Origin of the sequence: Rhodohalobacter sp. SW132, from assembly GCF_003390325.1 — a bacterium.
Lineage (GTDB): Bacteria > Bacteroidota > Rhodothermia > Balneolales > Balneolaceae > SW132.
In genome coordinates this window covers 471,010-487,843 of the sequence record NZ_QUOK01000003.1, presented here as the reverse complement: position 1 = coordinate 487,843, position 16,834 = coordinate 471,010, and the positions used below count along the sequence as shown (strand labels likewise).

Here is a 16,834-nt window from a genome sequence, read left to right as displayed (position 1 = left end):
TGTAAATGGTGATCATATTTTATTTTTTATAGTTTATTTTTGGTTAATGAAATCTTGCTTTTTTTCTTTTTAAAAGAGGTTTGCTATATAAATCAGGGCAAAATACGATCTAAGTTTAATTCTATTCCCACATTAAACTCGTATCGTGATCGGCTTATATCCCGGATGTTGGCACGGGTATTTGTATCAAATAGAAGTTTCACTCCTGATTCTTCACCACCTGGTGTATAAGACACTCCAAGCCCAAACCCAATGACATCTTCTCCTGGTAATTCCGATACTCCAGGAACAGTAACAGCATCCGATCCAGGGAATCTTAATGCCCAATCTCCTATAGGCACTTCTGGCACAATACTGCTCAGAGTATTAAGTGAATCAGTAAGATGAGTGCCATCCACTTCAATACCTGTCCTGAAAGCACCGTAAGTGAGATAACCTACACCCAATATAATCGACAGAGGAAGCCCTTCACCAAGCGCATAATTTTTCAGGTCTTCCACAAAGCCTGCACGTTCAGCAATATCTAAACCTACTCGTCCCAGAGTTTCTCCTAAATCGGGAGTATCAGGTTCCTGGCCTGTAATAGTCCGAAATGCAGCTTCTTCTCGTTGCCGCTCTTGTTCTATAGCTTGTCTAAACTGAGAATCCGTCGTACCGCTTTCTACTGCATATTCTCTGGCTCCTTCCTGGATAGCATCTGATATACGACAAGGGATAGATCCACATGAAGGTGGATTAAAAGGTGGTATTAGTGCGAAAATCTCGTCTCCTTCCGGGGTTAGCACGGGTAAAAAAAGACCTGGAGGTCTCAAAGTCAGCAACTCTGGATCCAAAATCGGAAAATCGAGAGGAGGAACTAACGAATAGGGGTTTCTTCTCCCGAAAAATAACTCCCCGTCCCAATCAAATTCTTCCCGCTCAACTTCATAGCTGCCCAAACCTTCATCAGGTTCCGCAGCAGAGTTCGCTGTTGCTGATTCCGTTTCTGTTTCATCATTCGGTTGTAACCCTGAAGAATCTGTGTACCTGATAGGATTATTATTAGCAATAGTATATACATTTTCGCCTCCTTCTATCCCTATCGGATCCGCACTTCCCCACCTCCCTAACCAGGACAGATAATACCTCGCCGTGTGATAACTCAATCCAGTCTCCTCATCCCGCTCCATACCGGTATAGCGGTAGCGCTTGGCTACGGATTGGACATCGGCTCCTTTTGCACGATACGCTGTGGTGCCATAGGGGTGGTATTCTTCATAGGAAATCAACTGTCCGGCCTGGTTAAGCTCCAGTCCTACCGATCCCAAATGATTGCTGTATTGGTAACGGAATAAAACAGCTTCCGGTAAACCTGACGTGCCGGAAAATTTTACATCTTCCACGATCAGTACCCGCTGGTCGTCTGCAAACAGGTGATGGGTTTCAATTTCTTCTTCAGGACTGCCTCCATTTGTGGTCCTGCGGTATATCTCCATGCCTTCAAGATAGATGCGTTCTTCTATAGTACCGTTCAATCGCTCAATACGCTTTCGGGTCCGTTGCTTGTTGCTGTCATACTGGTAATAGGCTCTTCCACCGCCGCCCAGGTTTACCGTATGGATCATGTCGCGATAATCCCTGCTCATACGGAAATCATCAGGTGAGTTGATCAGATTGAGCATACTGCCGTGGGCATCGTAGTCGTAATTCACTCCAGAAGAATCGCTATTGGTAGAGGTCCTGGTTAACCGGTTGCTGTCAGGTGCATATTCGTAATTTCTCGTCCAGCGTAAGCTGAAACTTCCCGTTCCGGCGCGGTGCCGCATTTCCAGTATATTGCCTGCAACATCATATGTATAAGATTGGACATAGTTGCGGGAAACGGTTGCGTCATTTTCCGGGAAGGTAACATTCGGGATGGCATCCGGTTCCTGCCGGGAAGGCGCTTCATTAAAGCTGCTGTTTTCCCTGCCTCTGGCCTCGATCAGGCGATAGAGGCTGTCGTAGGTGTAACGGCTGCGGGGTTCTATGCGCACGTTATCAAAATAGGTAACCCGATAAGCATCATCCCGTATTTCGGTGATATTGCCTGATGCATCATAGGTATAGTGCAACTCCTGGTGTAGCGTACTGCCGCGGTCCGATGTGGTTCGTAATAATAAGAGCCGGTTGGTCAGCGGGTCATACTCGTAGCGGGTTACCGTGTCATTTCCATACTGAATTCTTGTTCGCTGTCCTTTTTCATTGTATTGGATATCTGCGATTGCCGGTGTGCTTGAGCCATCCAATCCAAAATTTTCACTTTGCAGGACACCTCGGGCATTATATTGTGGGATATAAATACCAGTTTTAGTATTAGCGCTGTGCCAATTTTCCAGCCGCACAATCCGTCCCAGGGCATCATAGCGAGTATTTTTGGTAAATCTTTCGCTATCCAGCAGACTATCCGCAGGATGTTCGGGCCAATCAATGACTTCTGCTTCAGGGTCCGATGCCAGTTGCCGGGTTCCTGTCAGCAGGCCACCTTTAAAATCAAATGTGTCATTTTGCAGCAATCCGCTTGAGTCGTAAAGCCGGTAGGCTTGTCCCCGGAGATTTCTGGCTTTGTCATCGGTTTCCCCTTCACCATAAAATATCCGGGCAATGGTATGGTCCAGGTGCGTTTCTCCATCGCCATCCGAGATATGAGTAGCAAGCGGCCTTTGTAAAATGTCATAAGTGTACCGCAAAATATGCCCCCGCTCATCCCAGCTTTGAATAGGGTTGCCGGCCACATTGTTCAGCATCCAGCGCCTTCCTGTATCCATGCTCTCCTGGTATACCCGGTGCCCGAGAATATCGTACTTCCAGCTCATTACCGTGTTTCCACGCCCATCTACAACAGATCGTGCATTGCCCTCTATATCCAAATGAATAAAAGTGCCGTAGATCTCTTCAAATGATTCTGTAGCTCCGTCCCTATGTATATTCCACCGGTTATGCTCCAGGCTAAGGATTGGCCTCCCCAGGGTATCCAGAAATACCCTGCTGGGTGTGCCGCTGTGAACGGCTGATTTTTCGGCTGCCTGTTGGGCTGCCGCGCCCATGGCGCCCGTTAATCTCGCTTCGTACCAGGTATTCCCGGAAGCAGAAGGGGCATCGGTTTCCAGCACGGTATCACTGGTGTCAAAGGTGGCCTGCTGCCAGGGATCGAATTCGACTCGGGTAAAGGTACCATCCGGCAGTTCTGTTCTTATATTCCGGCCTGCCACATCATAATGGATTATAGGTGTTACCCCACGTTCTACCAGTTCTTTGGCGTCTTCATAAAACGGGCTGACGGAAAAATACGGCTCATATTGCTTAACAGGATTCCCTTTGTTGTTTAAGACGGTTCGTCCGCTGCCGATCCAGCGAAGTTGATCATCAGCGCCGGTGTCAACGGTTTCAATGGTGTAACTGCAGTCGGGCTGTATGTTCAATCGCAGAGCAGGTCCGGGTTCCGCCTGCACTTTTTTCATGGCTACATTGCCCAGGCCGTCTGAATATTCAAAGCTTAGCTGAAGCGGGCTTTCCGTCAGGACAGGATCGTTCAATACATCCTGAACATGACGCTCCCTTAGGATTGAGCCTACAACTATTGGAAGTAATTTTACCTGTTCGCAAGGACCCGCTTCCGGATTATCTCTTTCCTGATCTTCAAGGAGATCCATGGAATTTGCATAGCGATTGAAATCATAAACAAAGCGAGCCGTAGCATTTTGGAGCAGTGCCCGGGCATGGTTTCTCAAATCGGCTGTATCTGACAAGGAAAAATATCCGGTAATTTGGTCCGGTTCATCAACAGTCATAAAATCGGATAACCCATGAAGATTATCCGCCTGTTCTCCTTTTCCGAGCATGGACATAGCTTTTACCAGACCCAGCTCATCCACCAGCACTTCGGAGAGATTATCGTTGATGTCCCGCATTCTTGTGGGGGATAGGGTGCGGAAATTAAACTCTTCCACCGCTATTTCATTACCAATGGCATTCGTCGAAGTATCCATCAAAAGGAAGTAATCCTTATAATAGGATACCCGGGTTTCGGAGCCGAAAGGATCGAGAAAAGTCTGCGGGGTAAAGAAACGATCCTGCATATCAGTAAAAGTCTCAGCGGTATTCTGGTAAAAATGGGTGGTGCCGGAGCGGATCCACCAGTTATCATCCCCCCGGTGTACAAAGCGGCACTGGCTGTAGCTTTGGTCACCGTCTGTATTATCGTCGTTGTCACTGAGCAGGTTTTCCAGGTCAACTGTGGCTGAGGGAAGTTTATCTTCAAAAATTTCCGCCAGCAAATCCGGTGTCCAGGCAAGTTGATATGTCTGAAAGGGAATGCCATGATTCCCGTGTTCCTCCAGACCCAGCTCAGCGGTCAGGTCATTGTTATAATATGTGCTTTGGATATGTTCGATCGGGCGAAGTTGAACCGATAAAGGATCGGGGGAGCCATTATATCCAATAACATTATCTTCACCGATAAGGGTATTAAAATCTTCTATCTGGAAAAGTTGGCCTGTCCGGCTTAAACCCGTAATTTCATAGATTTTGGTTTCACAGGGGAGTCGTAACCTGTACACATCCGCCTCCAGGATATCATCTGTCAGTTTATGTACCGTATATGTTATGAGTGTTTTAGCTTGTTCTATACTTAAATTGTCTACGGCAGCTAAAACAGCCGTTCTTTCCTCTTCTCTTTCATAGGACAAGCTGTTAATGCGCGTTTCAAGTGCGTTTATGGAATGGTTTAAGGCTTCTATTTTCCTGGGATATACCACGGAGGCGGATTCCAGGACGTTCCCCATGTCGTCTATGGATACATTCAGGGTATGTGCGATGCGGGGATCGGCTTCATTTCTTTCATACTGTATGGCGATTGTCTCCTTTTCGGTTACCATAAAAACTGCATGGCGGTTGTTACCTTTTTGCTGCAGCATTTGTATTTGGGAATTATGGGTTGCCACGGAAAAAGGTTTCGCTTGCTTGATTAAAGAATCAGGGTCAGTCTCTTCACCATCCAGGGCGAACACCTCCTGCCGCAGGGTCATGCCCTTGCAGGACCGCAAGGCTTCCCGCCATTCATCCGTATTCAGTACCGTAGTTCCGGCATCATGAAGAAATGCAGAAACTTCTATTGTGGCATCCGAAAGTTCCGGCTCTGCAACTGTTAGAGGAGCATCGGGGAAAGAGCGGTTATATTCTTCAAACCAATATTCTGATTTAAAATGATCCAGAATCCTTTCCCGATCCAGAAAAGCGCCGGTATGAAACCAGGTTTTGGTCAGTACAGGTTTCTGGTACAGTTTTTCATCCTTTTCCAGCTGGTTGCCGGCATTGTTGCTGCTCCATTCCGGATAATATTCCGTATCGATCTGCTCAACCATGCCAAAACCCCGAAACTCCCGCTCCGGATGATCATAATAGCCGTGGTGATAGCGGTACTGACTGGAAAAGCGTACGTCAGTAATTTTTTCTTCTACAATCGACCTGTTCACCACCTGCACCGGGAAAGGAAGTTTGGTGATCCAGGGTTTGCCTGACCGTTTATCCTGCAAATAGAAATAAGTAGAGCTTTTGTACTCCATCCGGGTCTCTTTTCCCAGGTTGTTTCTGTAATGGATCATTACATGCGGCTTTTTACTGTCCATCAGGTCGATGTAACGCATAGGAGTATTGGCATGAGCCGGCAGATCGGAAGACCAAACGATACAGGAGGTACCGGTACCCAGCAGGTCGGTAACCGAAAGTTTGGTATTGCTGTCTACCGATAAGAAGGGTTCGATTTCATGGGCATCACTCCAGGAATTGCCGCATAAGTTAATAAAGGCCCTGAATTTATTCTTTCCCAGGTAAATGATGTCGGTGGCACCCGTTCCGCTTACATCTGCCAGGTGTAAATATTGGGGATTAAACTGGTCCGGGTAATCAAAAACCGGTGCATTGCTCATGCTGACTTTGGCGCTAAATGTTCCATAGCCTTTATTAGCCCAGTAGCACACCTCTCCATTGCGTATTCGGGCAATATCCGTAAGGCCATCCCCGGACATATCGGCCAGAAAAATAGTTTGTTGCGAATCGGCAAAAACAATAGCCGGACCCTCTTCTTCATCAAAGGTTTTGAGAGTTCTTTGTGCGGGATGGTGTCCCTTTTTACCGTCGGCAGCATACCATACAAACACATTTTCTTCCGTTACGACCAGTTCAGCCTGACCATCCCCATTCAGGTCGATCAATCGTGTATTCGGATCTTGCAGGTCTACATTGGCGATCTGTTCAAACTCCTTAAAGGACGTCCAGCCGTTATCATGGGTAAGCTCATAATAACCTTTCAAACCAGGCGTGTTCACCACCACCTGTTTCTCTCCGTTGGCGGCCAGATCCTGAAGAGATAAAACTCCATTGCCCAGGCCGGTAAAGGAAGGTTTGGGAATTACCTTTTGAGCCGGAGTAAATGTGACTTCTCCGTCCTCCTCCACGTCGCCTAAATTACTTTTATAATACCAGCCGCCTCCTTGTTCGGTAAGAATGCCAGAAATTCCTTCTCCATACAGGTCCACCCACTGGTAATTATTGGTAAGCCCCACTGGCGCATTCATGATGTTTTCTTTGCTGACAGTCCTTACTTCCCTATTCCAATTGAGCATTTCGTAGGTGAACTCTATGGGAGGCAGTGCTTTTTTAGAATAGCTGCCATCTGGTTTCCGGATATATCCATTCTGTGTAACAGAACTCAGATAAACCACTTCAGCCGGACTCGTACCATCTATGGAAAAAGATTGCCGGTTTATAATGGCAGGTTCATACTGCAGGTCCAGTGAGCGAACCAGGTAATTGACACCAAAAGGGGATTCTATGGGATTTCCATTTTCTCTATATCCATGCAGCTGCGTTTCCTCTTCAAAATGGTGAAACATCAGGATCCTTTTGCATAAACGGTTTGTTCTGATTTCAAATCCCGAGCGATATGAAGAAAAAGCATCCTGGCGATATTGCCATACTATATCTTCTGAAGGGGTAGGAGTAGTTTCATCGTGTTCACCATAATCCATTACCACTTCAAAAAAATAATCCGCATCCTCGGGAAGGGGAGGATCATAAGGCATTGAAGGATCAGCATAATACGGGTTACGGTTGCCGTAGATGACTTTTTTCAAATAAACATTTGAAAAAGGAGCTAATCCCGATTTCCTGCTTTTTTCATAAAGATGGGCGGGTATGCTTACATCCTCATTTAAACTGCCATCTTCGTTTAAATTGCTGTCCTTTTTATAATGGTAACGTATCCAGTTGCCTTTGTCATCATAGCTGAGCTCGGGCATCCATTGAAAAATGCGGCTATTATCCTCAGGATCTGCTATCCGGGCAGAGGGGTTTCTGCCAAAAATCGTGGCCATATTTTTTTTGGTTGTTACCTTCCAATATACACCATGAGCGTGGTGATTGATCTTTTCTATTCTTGCAAAGCCTCCTTCCACCCGGGGACGATACTGCTTTACCCTATAAGCCTCTCTTGTAAATTCTTTTGCCTCCCATTCGCCACTTTCATTTTTTATTAAATATGGTACCAGGTCTTCAGCCCCGGAAAACATAAAAATATCCTCTTCTTTTCCATCCCGATATCGGGGAAGCTTATTATCCGTTTTCCGCTGGATAGCAGGTAAAGAAAGAGACCATCCTAATCCATAAGGACTATTGCCGGCACCTGAGTTGTAGCTTAGCGTGAGTGAAGGAGCAAACCCGTTACGGCCGGGGGTAACCGGAAGGAGGATACTAAATCCAGCTGTTCCGTTTGCAGCATTAACCTCAAATTTTTCATCGATACCCCTTAATGCACCACCACCTTTGGGTAAGGATATTTGTGGTATTTCTATTGCGTCGGATTGGGTCGGGTTTTCCTTAATAAGTTCTGAAATGCCCGTATTTCCCTCTCTATTTTCTTTCGGATATTTAGAGCTATTATCACGCATCAGAATTATTCAGTTATTGTTAGATAGTGCGTTTTCTCAAGTAATTACTGATATACTCTAATGCTGATGTAAAATATTTACGAAAAGGCTTCTATCTCTTAATTTTGATTACTTCAGTTAACTCTCATTTCTGTTATAATTTATAACAAAAAATTTTATTTAAATCACTACCTAAATTTACTACCGAAATTTTCAATCATCTTCTGCAATTTATTTCCCGACATATGCTTAAACTCCTTTATCGCCGGATACACCTCTCTCAAAATTGATGGTTGAAACGGCTTGGGCATCAGGAAGAGCGCGATGGGATTATGCCAGTTCTTGTTCAGAAATTTTGAGAAGGCTAATGGAGAGTGGAGATTGGCACAATACGCTTGCAATCTCAAGCGCATGGAGTCTTTGGTTACATTTCCTGCCTAACATATACTGATGCTGTGGAAGTTTGGTGCTTAAACGATTTAAGTAATAGTTCAATACATTAAATTCAACAGAAAAAAGTCTGGTTTGTTAAATTATAGTGTGAAATAATAGTTTTATTCTTTTGTAAGGCTCCTGCCTAAATTTGCTCATACTATTACAACCTAAAAGCAGAAATAGGAGTGATTATGTGTAGGAGGTCAGATTAAACAGTAACATCCACAATTTTGTACTGCGGAAAAATGAATTGGGAGGAGTCTTTATGCCTTTTAGATGAGATCGTAGACTCAGAGAAATGGCTTCAATTTTTTATAGATCGATTTGCTTCTTTGTGAAATGATTCGGGGGACTCTTACTGCATGAAATATTTGGACAACGATGGATAAAAGCCATTCACCAGCACTCATGGTCCAACTAACATATATCAAGCGTTTGAGATGGAACATTAGAAGAGGAATGATGTATGTATATATTATATAAAATGTTGAACAGCATGAGATTAAAATAAAACTTAATCTCGGTTCTACATTTTGGCATGACGGCATATTAAGAATATTACTTTTCATGAGCTTCAAGAAAGTGAACGAAGAAGAGCTTATACGTGTTAGGCGTGTATACTAGAGCTATCATTTAGTTTTAATCACTTTTAATAGAGTTTTAAACAAGCTCTGCAATACTTTTTATAGTACTATTCCTTTCGAACTGCATTATTAAAGATGCAAGCGGAAAAAATAACCCCACCTGTGACGTTTCCCAGTTTATAAGCCTGAGCCGATTCAACACCGAATAGAAAGAGATTGAATCATGCCTATACTTATGATTATAGAGAATGAAATAAACACAGATTTCCCATCTCATGATAAGGGTTTGAATGGACTGAAAGGCCGGTTGATGCCGATCCTGAAAATGGCGTCCGATATTTGTGAAACGACCACTTCGCTGATTTACATGCATGAGGATTCTGATATTAGGATACTAGCATCCAATGGAATTAATAAAGAACCTGTCGTTACCGCAGTTAAAAAAATTTCAGGCATGTTGGATCTAGATGAGGGGTTGTCCATCATTCAAAATGTTCGGGACCATAAGAGAGTAACTACTCTGCTGTCTGATCTGGAAATAGATAATGTTCAATTCTACGCTGGTGTCCCTATCAGAAATGAGTCCGGGACTAAAATTGGGGCTCTTTGTATATGTGACTCCAACCCCCGTAATCTATTAGATGTTCAGAAAAATAATCTTGGGGTGATGGCTGGTGCAGCAGAAGCCCATATTATGCTCTTCAAAGAAAAAGAATTGTCGAATAAAAATAGCAGAGAACTGAAAATCAAATCTGCATTCCTAAATAATTCAACAGAACTTACATTCCTCCTGGAGCCTAATTTTGGGAATATCAGGGATGTCAGCTACGATGTGGAGAAGGTGTTAGGTTACTCGCCGGATGTGTTACGGGGGAAATCATTTACCGAAATTGCGGAATTAAATGGGGTTGTAGTTGATACAATAGAACAATGGTTTTTGACTGGAAATCTACAAAAGGGCCACTATTCAACATCGGTTCGGCTTATAGATCATCAGAACCGGAAACGATGGTTTCAGTGTGAATTCTCGGCTGATAAGAACCATTGGTATGTAACAGCCAGAGACATCAATAAGAAGAAAGTAGCACAACAAGGGGTCCGTGACCTTAAAGTTAAACTAAAAAAAGTTGTATCGGTTGCCAAGGATCTCATCTATAAACTGGATTGGGCGTCGGGAAATCTCTCTTGGGGAGATGAGTTAACCGATGTTCTCGGCTATCCACATACGGAAAAATTTGTGGATTATGATTGGTGGATAGATAAAATTCACCCCGAAGATCTTGAACGGGTGATCCGTGATGTGGCCCAAACGGTAGAAGGGGAAAGCCAGAAAGCAAAACTAGTGTACCGAATCAGAACATTCGATGGGCCCTACAAATATGTGATGAATCGCATCTATGTGGATCGACATGAAGATGGTACACCGAAAAATATCATTGGAGCCATTGTGGACGTTACTGAAGTGGTGAAATTAGAAGAGCAATCAAGAAGAAATGAGAAATCGCTGGAAGAGAAAGAAACGTTACTTGCTGAGGTTCATCACCGGGTAAAAAATAACCTTGCTATGGTGTCTGGAATGCTGCAGCTGCAAATATATACTGAAACGGATGAACGGGTACAGCAAAAATTAATTGCCAGTACCGAACGTATTCAGACCATGGCAACCATCCATGAACTGCTTTATAATTCTTCAAGTTTTGAAAATCTAAGAATTGATGAAAATATCGAAAAGATCATCTCTAGTTTAGTGAGTACTTATGAAGAATCTCTTGATATGCATGTCTCGTTTGATATGGAGCCGGTTAAATTGAATATCAACGAAGCGCTTCCGTGCTCACTCATTGTAAACGAAGTCATTACAAATGTGCTTAAATATGCATTTAGTGACGGGGGTACAGGATTATTGGATATTTCTCTAATCGAAGAAGATGAAACAGTAACGCTGAAAATCCGGGATGATGGAAAGGGTCTGCCGGATGATTTCGACCCCGAAGGAAACGGAAGCTCTCTTGGGATGGAGTTGATTCAAACGCTCACAAAACAGCTTAAAGGTGAAAATTTATATACATCCCTGGATCGTGGGGTGGAATTCATGCTTGCCTTCGATAAATCAAATGAGAAAGATGTAGGTTTTATTTTAGAGTAAACCCAGGTTGACAGATTTGAATCAAGGTTGTAAATGAAAAACTATATTGTAAAGTCTACGGAATAAAGAACGTATCATATACATTCTCTTAAACGCATAGGTTACATATGAAGCAAAGTGCTGTTAAAAGAAATAATATTACCCAATTTGGTAAAGGTGAACAGCCGATGATGTTCGCCCACGGGTATGGCTGCGATCAAAACATGTGGCGGTTTATCACACCTGAATTTGAAATTGAATACAAGATTGTACTCTTTGATCATACCGGTTCCGGCCAATCTGATGAATCTGCGTACGACTTCGAAAAATATGACTCTCTTCAGGGATACGCACAGGATATCATTGAAATTTGTGATGAGCTGAAACTCAGAAACGTGATTTTGGTGAGTCATTCAGTGAGCTGTATGATTGGAGTTCTGGCAGCGATTCAACGACCGGATCTATTTGACAAACTTATTTTAATTGGTCCTTCCCCTCGTTATATCAATGATGATAGTTACTACGGCGGATTTTCAGGAGTGGATATTGAGGATATGATCGAAACCCTTGAAAGTAATTATCTTGGCTGGTCGAGCCATATTACACCAATAATTGCCGGCCACCCGGAAAAACCGAAATACTCAGGTGAGCTGTACAACAGTTTTTGCCGGATGAATCCTGACATCGCAAAACACTTTGCAAAAGTTACCTTTTTGGGGGATAACCGGAATGATCTGCCAATGGTGAAAGTACCTGTTCAGATCATTCAAAGTAATCCGGATGTGATTGCTTCGGTTGATGTGGGAAAGTTTGTGCATCAAAAAATACAGAACAGCCTTTTCACTCAGATTGAAGTTCCAGGACACCTTCCTCATCTTACAAATCCGGATGCCACAATCAGTGCAATAAAGCAATTTCTATAATGAATGAAAGGGAGAAAAATGATAACAGATCAGCTTCTCGATAACGCACCCTGCGGGTATTTGCAGATAGACAGAGGTGGTGCAATATTGAGGATAAATAAAACGCTAAGAAGATGGCTCGGTTATGACGGCGATGAAGAGATTGAGGCTCGTTCAATCGAGGATTTGCTCAAAACTGGTAGTAAAATCTACTGTCATACCCATGTATTACCTTTGCTGAATATGCAAGGGGAACTATCGGAAATCAATCTTACGATGAAAGGCAGAAACTCGGTCACATTTCCAGCACTGATAAATGCGAAAAAGGACGCTGCTGATCCGGGTAAAATACACACATTTAGTGTTTTTGTTGTGGACATCACCCAGCGAAAGATGTACGAAAGTGAGCTTTTAAAAGAACGGAAGAAAGCTGAGAATGCTACAGTTAGACTGAAACAGGTAAATAGTGACCTCGAGCAGTTTGCCTACACTGCTTCTCACGACCTGCAGGGTCCGCTTAGGACTATATCCGGAATGATTGAATTACTTGAAAAGAAAAAGATTATAGAACCAGGTTCAGAAGGTTATAAACTATTTTCTCTGATCAAAAGAAATTCAAATCAAATGAAAATGATGGTTCGGGATCTGCTTGAATATTCGAAAGTAAATGATAGTCAGCCAGATTATTCCTCAGTTTCTATTGGAGATGTGTGCCGGCAGTCGATCAATTTGCTTAAAGATGATGTGAAAAATAATGGGGCTGTGTTCCATATTTCCGAAATGCCGGTTATTTCGGGGTCAGAACCGCAACTGATAAGACTATTTCAGAATCTCTTCGAAAATGCAATAAAATATCGGTCAGAAGAGACACCGGTTATTGCGGTAACTCAGAATACAACCCATGATTATTATTACATACGTGTTAGAGATAATGGGATCGGGTTTGAAAAGGAAAACACCGCAAAAATATTTTCTTTTATGAAGCGTCTCCATACCGATGAGGACATCCCTGGCACTGGGATTGGCCTTACGTCCTGTAAACGGATCATGAAACATCATGGGGGTTCGATAAGCGCCGAATCAAAACCTGGCGAAGGATCTGTATTTAAACTACAATTTACCAAAAATTAGCCCTCATGACAGACTGTCCGTATTCGATATCAAACGGATGCAATATCGACTGATGGTGGCTTACAACCGTTTTTGAAGGTTAACCCTGTAGATTATGTCTTCATCTACCAGTGTATTAACCGCAAAGTTCGCTGGCATTCCCACTACCCGTAGCTTACATGGTATGAGGTAACAGGCGGTGACAACCTGGATCGAGAAAGAATTCCATACGGCTGAAGCAAGCTATATGACCGGGCATTCGAGCCAGAAGGTGACTGAGAAGTATACTCACTTGACGGCAAAGAGGTTGAAGGAAAAGATGGATCGGTTAATTTGAGGATCATACATAAATATAGATGTAAGCGCCAGAGCGTTAATATCTAATGCTTTTTTTAATGGAAGGACGGAGCTGGCAGTCCTATAAATCGAAAATCGATCTGGTTGACAGCTTGTTCTCCGAAGATCAAAACTTATTTCTAAACATCAATACTATAATAAACCAGAAAGAACAGATCACCATCTATACCTTTTAAGGTCCCGGCTTCATCATCTGTTATTTCGAGTCCTTTATCACTGTCATCTATAGCTAAATTAATACCAATATTATTTAAAGGAATTGTATTTAAATCCAGATTATCTTGCTTAATCTCGATTAGTTGATAAGGCAGTGAACCACTATCGTCGTCCACATTTATATCACCAATTTGTGTTATGTATGGAAAGTGATCCTTAGTTATAGTGGCTTTGAAGGTTCTATCTTCCGAATTACTAAACTTACGCCATTCTGTGGGGAAGTCATGCTTCAGGCTAAACAAACGGGTAAGCCCATTTTTATTAACATTTCCTACCAATGTTTTGATGTTGGACGAGGCCTCTTTAGCCATTTGGCCGCCACCTTGTCTTGACGTATAGCGAATATGAAGGATCACATCTGAAATCGTATTATAGTCAAATTGGCGAACTTCAGAGGGTAGTTCTATACGCCATGTGCTTTCGGCACCTGCATTCTCAAAAGGCAGAAAACGCTCATCACGTAAATTTACATCGAACATACCACTGTCATTTTGAGCGCTGCTGGTCACAATGGATTCGATCGTTCCATAATAATCTATAAAGCGGGAATCCTCGTTTTCAATATCACGTGCATATTGATCACCAATGATTGGCGATTTTCGAATGGTACTTTTCTGTAGTGAAAGCGTGCAGTTTATACTTGTATATGGACCTGCAACTGCTGGAATTGATACCGCAACATTTTTAATGCGGCGCATGTAATGGCCAGGACAGTCCATATCAAAAAGCCACTCCGGAACCTGAACGTCGCACACGCCTGCAGATTTTAATTGCAGCAGTGCCATTGGATTCAGCTGCTTTATGGAAATATGTTTCGTAATCTCATATTCCCGCTTATTGTATTCGTGGTAAGCCATTTCCATACGCTTGAGATCAAACGTAAGGGCTTCCCCGGCCAGCAGGCCTTTCCTGCCGGCATCCCAGTAGTTGAATTTGATAAAGTCTCGCTCATTTGCTTCCGGGCGCATGAGCTCGTGTTTCATGGTTTGTTCTGCTTTTTTAGCAATGTCAAAAGCAAATTTATAGGACTCATGATAGAGTCTGGAGAGCTCTCCCTGCATCCAGGAATACAGCTCATCGTTTGTGAATTTATCCCTTAGGAAGGTGTCCACTTCTTTGGCATGCTCAATCTGCTGTAGCTGATTATCGTATTCCTTTTTTGTGATTTGTTCCCGTATCAACGATGAAATGATTTGCCGGCCCATTTGAGTAAGCTCTTTGGCAGCAAGGTTGGCTTGTAGCATCCAGTCGTTGGCTCGACGTTCATAGGTAGCAGTTTTGGAGGCACTAGCTCCATAACTATCTTCATTTGATGCTTTAAAACTATAATAATTAGATACTAATCTTTGTACTGCAGCTAACATTTCACCTCCCGAAACCTTACTACGACCACCTATGCCCCAATAATGAAAATCAATTCCCATAGAAGGTATTAAAGCAAGAGTCGAACCAATGTGGCTTGCCGAATTTGAAGTATCTCTAAACTTTCTGGCATCCAACATATGCTGATTTAACTCTTTCGATTCATTCCGATTTAAATGCAGTTCCCCTAGCCCGGTTGCACCGGATTGATTGGAAGGACTGCTGCTATCTGCTTGATCGGTAATCGAATAATCATCTAAGTGAATATCTTCCTCATATTTACCAACCAGCTCTTGATATACCTCATCAAAGTTTTCTTCTGTTAGAGTGGTACGTTCTAAATCTACTTGTTCGAGATCGCTAAAATCGCCTTCTTTGTTTCCTAACAATAGTTTGTAGTAGCGATATCTCTGGTAGGCTGATTCTCTGGATTTTAGTAAAGAGAAGGTAGCCGATTCTGACTCTTTCCACTGTAGATAACGAACATCACGCGACAGCTCCTGGATGCGAATATCCTGCTCTTGTCGCAGGAGAGAAATGGCTTCACCGTCCTTCTTCTCCAGTACAGATAGCAACGAGTTACCCAATGAACGTACCTCGCCACAAATTTCCTGTGCTTTCTGAATTAAGAGTGTTGAACGGACGGGAGATAAAGGTTGATTCAACCCGCTTACCAAACTGCTGATATCGATTCCTCCTGCGGCCGCTTTAACAAGCATGCCCGGATCAATGGGAGGCTGAAACAGTGGCAGCTGCCTAACGATGCCTTCGATGTTCATGCAATGTCGGATTTTAAATAACCGATCGGCAACCAAATCCCAGTAACCCAGTAGTTGATCGTTTATTGGAATGCAGAAGTACAATGTTTGACCAATGCCCAACAGCGTTTCTGTACCTTCGGTGTCTGTTTTTTTTGTTTGCGGAATACTTTGATTGAAAGGAAACCTGTTTTCCAAATCAACCAGCGCATTTCCAAAAGAGTCCAGTTTATTCTTTAGCGATGCAAAAGTTTGGGGTTTGGTGGTTCCTCTGCGGGGAATAGACTGGGGTTTAGGGCCCAGAATATTTGCCGCTAACACGTATAACTGAGTGGCTTCATTTAAGGTTTCAATGGTATCCTGGCGAAACAGGCTGTCTCCCCACGAGATAAGGTTGTCCAGATATTTCATGATCACCTGCAACTGGTAGGCCACAAACCGGGTACGGGCAATAACGTGGGGTTGAAAGGGATGCCGCCTCCAGGCTTCTATACTTTTACTGACTCTCTCTTTGGTTTCACTGTCTTCGGGCCGACTGAGAGTTTTCAACAAGTCGTCCACCATATCTACATCCGACTTTTGTCGAAAAGCCAGGAAGTTCCAGAACCGTTTAGGTGCCGGAACTGAAGTATCGTTATTAGTAGGATCAAAAATATAGTGAAACCAGTGCTGAGCCTCAGCAAAACGCTGATTTTTACTCAAATGAACCGCAATGGTGAAGGGAACATGGAAAAATAGTTCCCAGTTGTAGGGTGAATAAGGACCGTCTACACTGATGTCAATTTCCAGCTCTTGCATTTCTACCTGATACGGATGGCTCTGATTGCTACCAGTTTTGCTTTGAGGCTCATAAATTTCTTTGAGCGTTTTATCTTCATCTTTTCCTAAACTTTCAAGAAAATCGACATCCAAAACTCCGTCTAAAGATCCGTTATTGAGTTTCGTTGTCAGTTCCCCTATGTAAGGATGAAAATGGTTGGAAAATTTGTAAGTGATTTTTCTTTTTTGGTGCTGATGTCCTAAGTAATTCATAGCAATATTT

At 43.1% G+C, this 16,834-nt stretch carries 5 protein-coding genes; 3 read left to right on the top strand and 2 right to left on the bottom strand.

The window, feature by feature from the left end:
• Positions 1-92: 92 nt before the first annotated feature.
• On the bottom strand, positions 93-7,964 hold the full coding sequence (locus DYD21_RS08850) for a SpvB/TcaC N-terminal domain-containing protein (protein ID WP_116035415.1): 7,872 nt from the start codon (positions 7,962-7,964) through the stop codon (positions 93-95).
• A gap of 1,221 nt (positions 7,965-9,185) precedes the next feature.
• Between DYD21_RS08850 and DYD21_RS08840 the strand changes: the two genes are divergently transcribed.
• From DYD21_RS08840 to DYD21_RS08830, 3 genes are all read left to right on the top strand, one after another.
• Positions 9,186-11,108, top strand: a complete 1,923-nt coding sequence (locus DYD21_RS08840) for a sensor histidine kinase (RefSeq protein WP_116035410.1) — start codon at positions 9,186-9,188, stop codon at positions 11,106-11,108.
• Between the two features lie 107 nt (positions 11,109-11,215).
• The gene (locus tag DYD21_RS08835; RefSeq protein WP_116035407.1) at positions 11,216-12,010 is read left to right on the top strand and encodes an alpha/beta fold hydrolase; all 795 of its coding nucleotides are present in this window, start codon (positions 11,216-11,218) and stop codon (positions 12,008-12,010) included.
• Between the two features lie 3 nt (positions 12,011-12,013).
• Entirely contained in the window at positions 12,014-13,120 is a 1,107-nt protein-coding gene (locus DYD21_RS08830; RefSeq protein ID WP_116035405.1) for an ATP-binding protein, read from the top strand.
• Between the two features lie 455 nt (positions 13,121-13,575).
• On the opposite strand, the gene DYD21_RS08820 is transcribed toward DYD21_RS08830, so the two are convergent.
• Positions 13,576-16,824 (bottom strand): toxin, encoded by a 3,249-nt coding sequence (locus DYD21_RS08820; protein ID WP_116035402.1) that lies wholly within the window; start codon positions 16,822-16,824, stop codon positions 13,576-13,578.
• Between the last annotated feature and the right edge of the window lie 10 nt (positions 16,825-16,834).

Bases quoted from the DNA above. Each gene is read 5' to 3' on its own strand.
- DYD21_RS08850 (WP_116035415.1), bottom strand. From the start codon at position 7,964: ATGCGTGATAATAGCTCTAAATATCCGAAAGAAAATAGAGAGGGAAAT.
- DYD21_RS08840 (WP_116035410.1), top strand. From the start codon at position 9,186: ATGCCTATACTTATGATTATAGAGAATGAAATAAACACAGATTTCCCA.
- DYD21_RS08835 (WP_116035407.1), top strand. From the start codon at position 11,216: ATGAAGCAAAGTGCTGTTAAAAGAAATAATATTACCCAATTTGGTAAA.
- DYD21_RS08830 (WP_116035405.1), top strand. From the start codon at position 12,014: ATGAAAGGGAGAAAAATGATAACAGATCAGCTTCTCGATAACGCACCC.
- DYD21_RS08820 (WP_116035402.1), bottom strand. From the start codon at position 16,824: ATGAATTACTTAGGACATCAGCACCAAAAAAGAAAAATCACTTACAAA.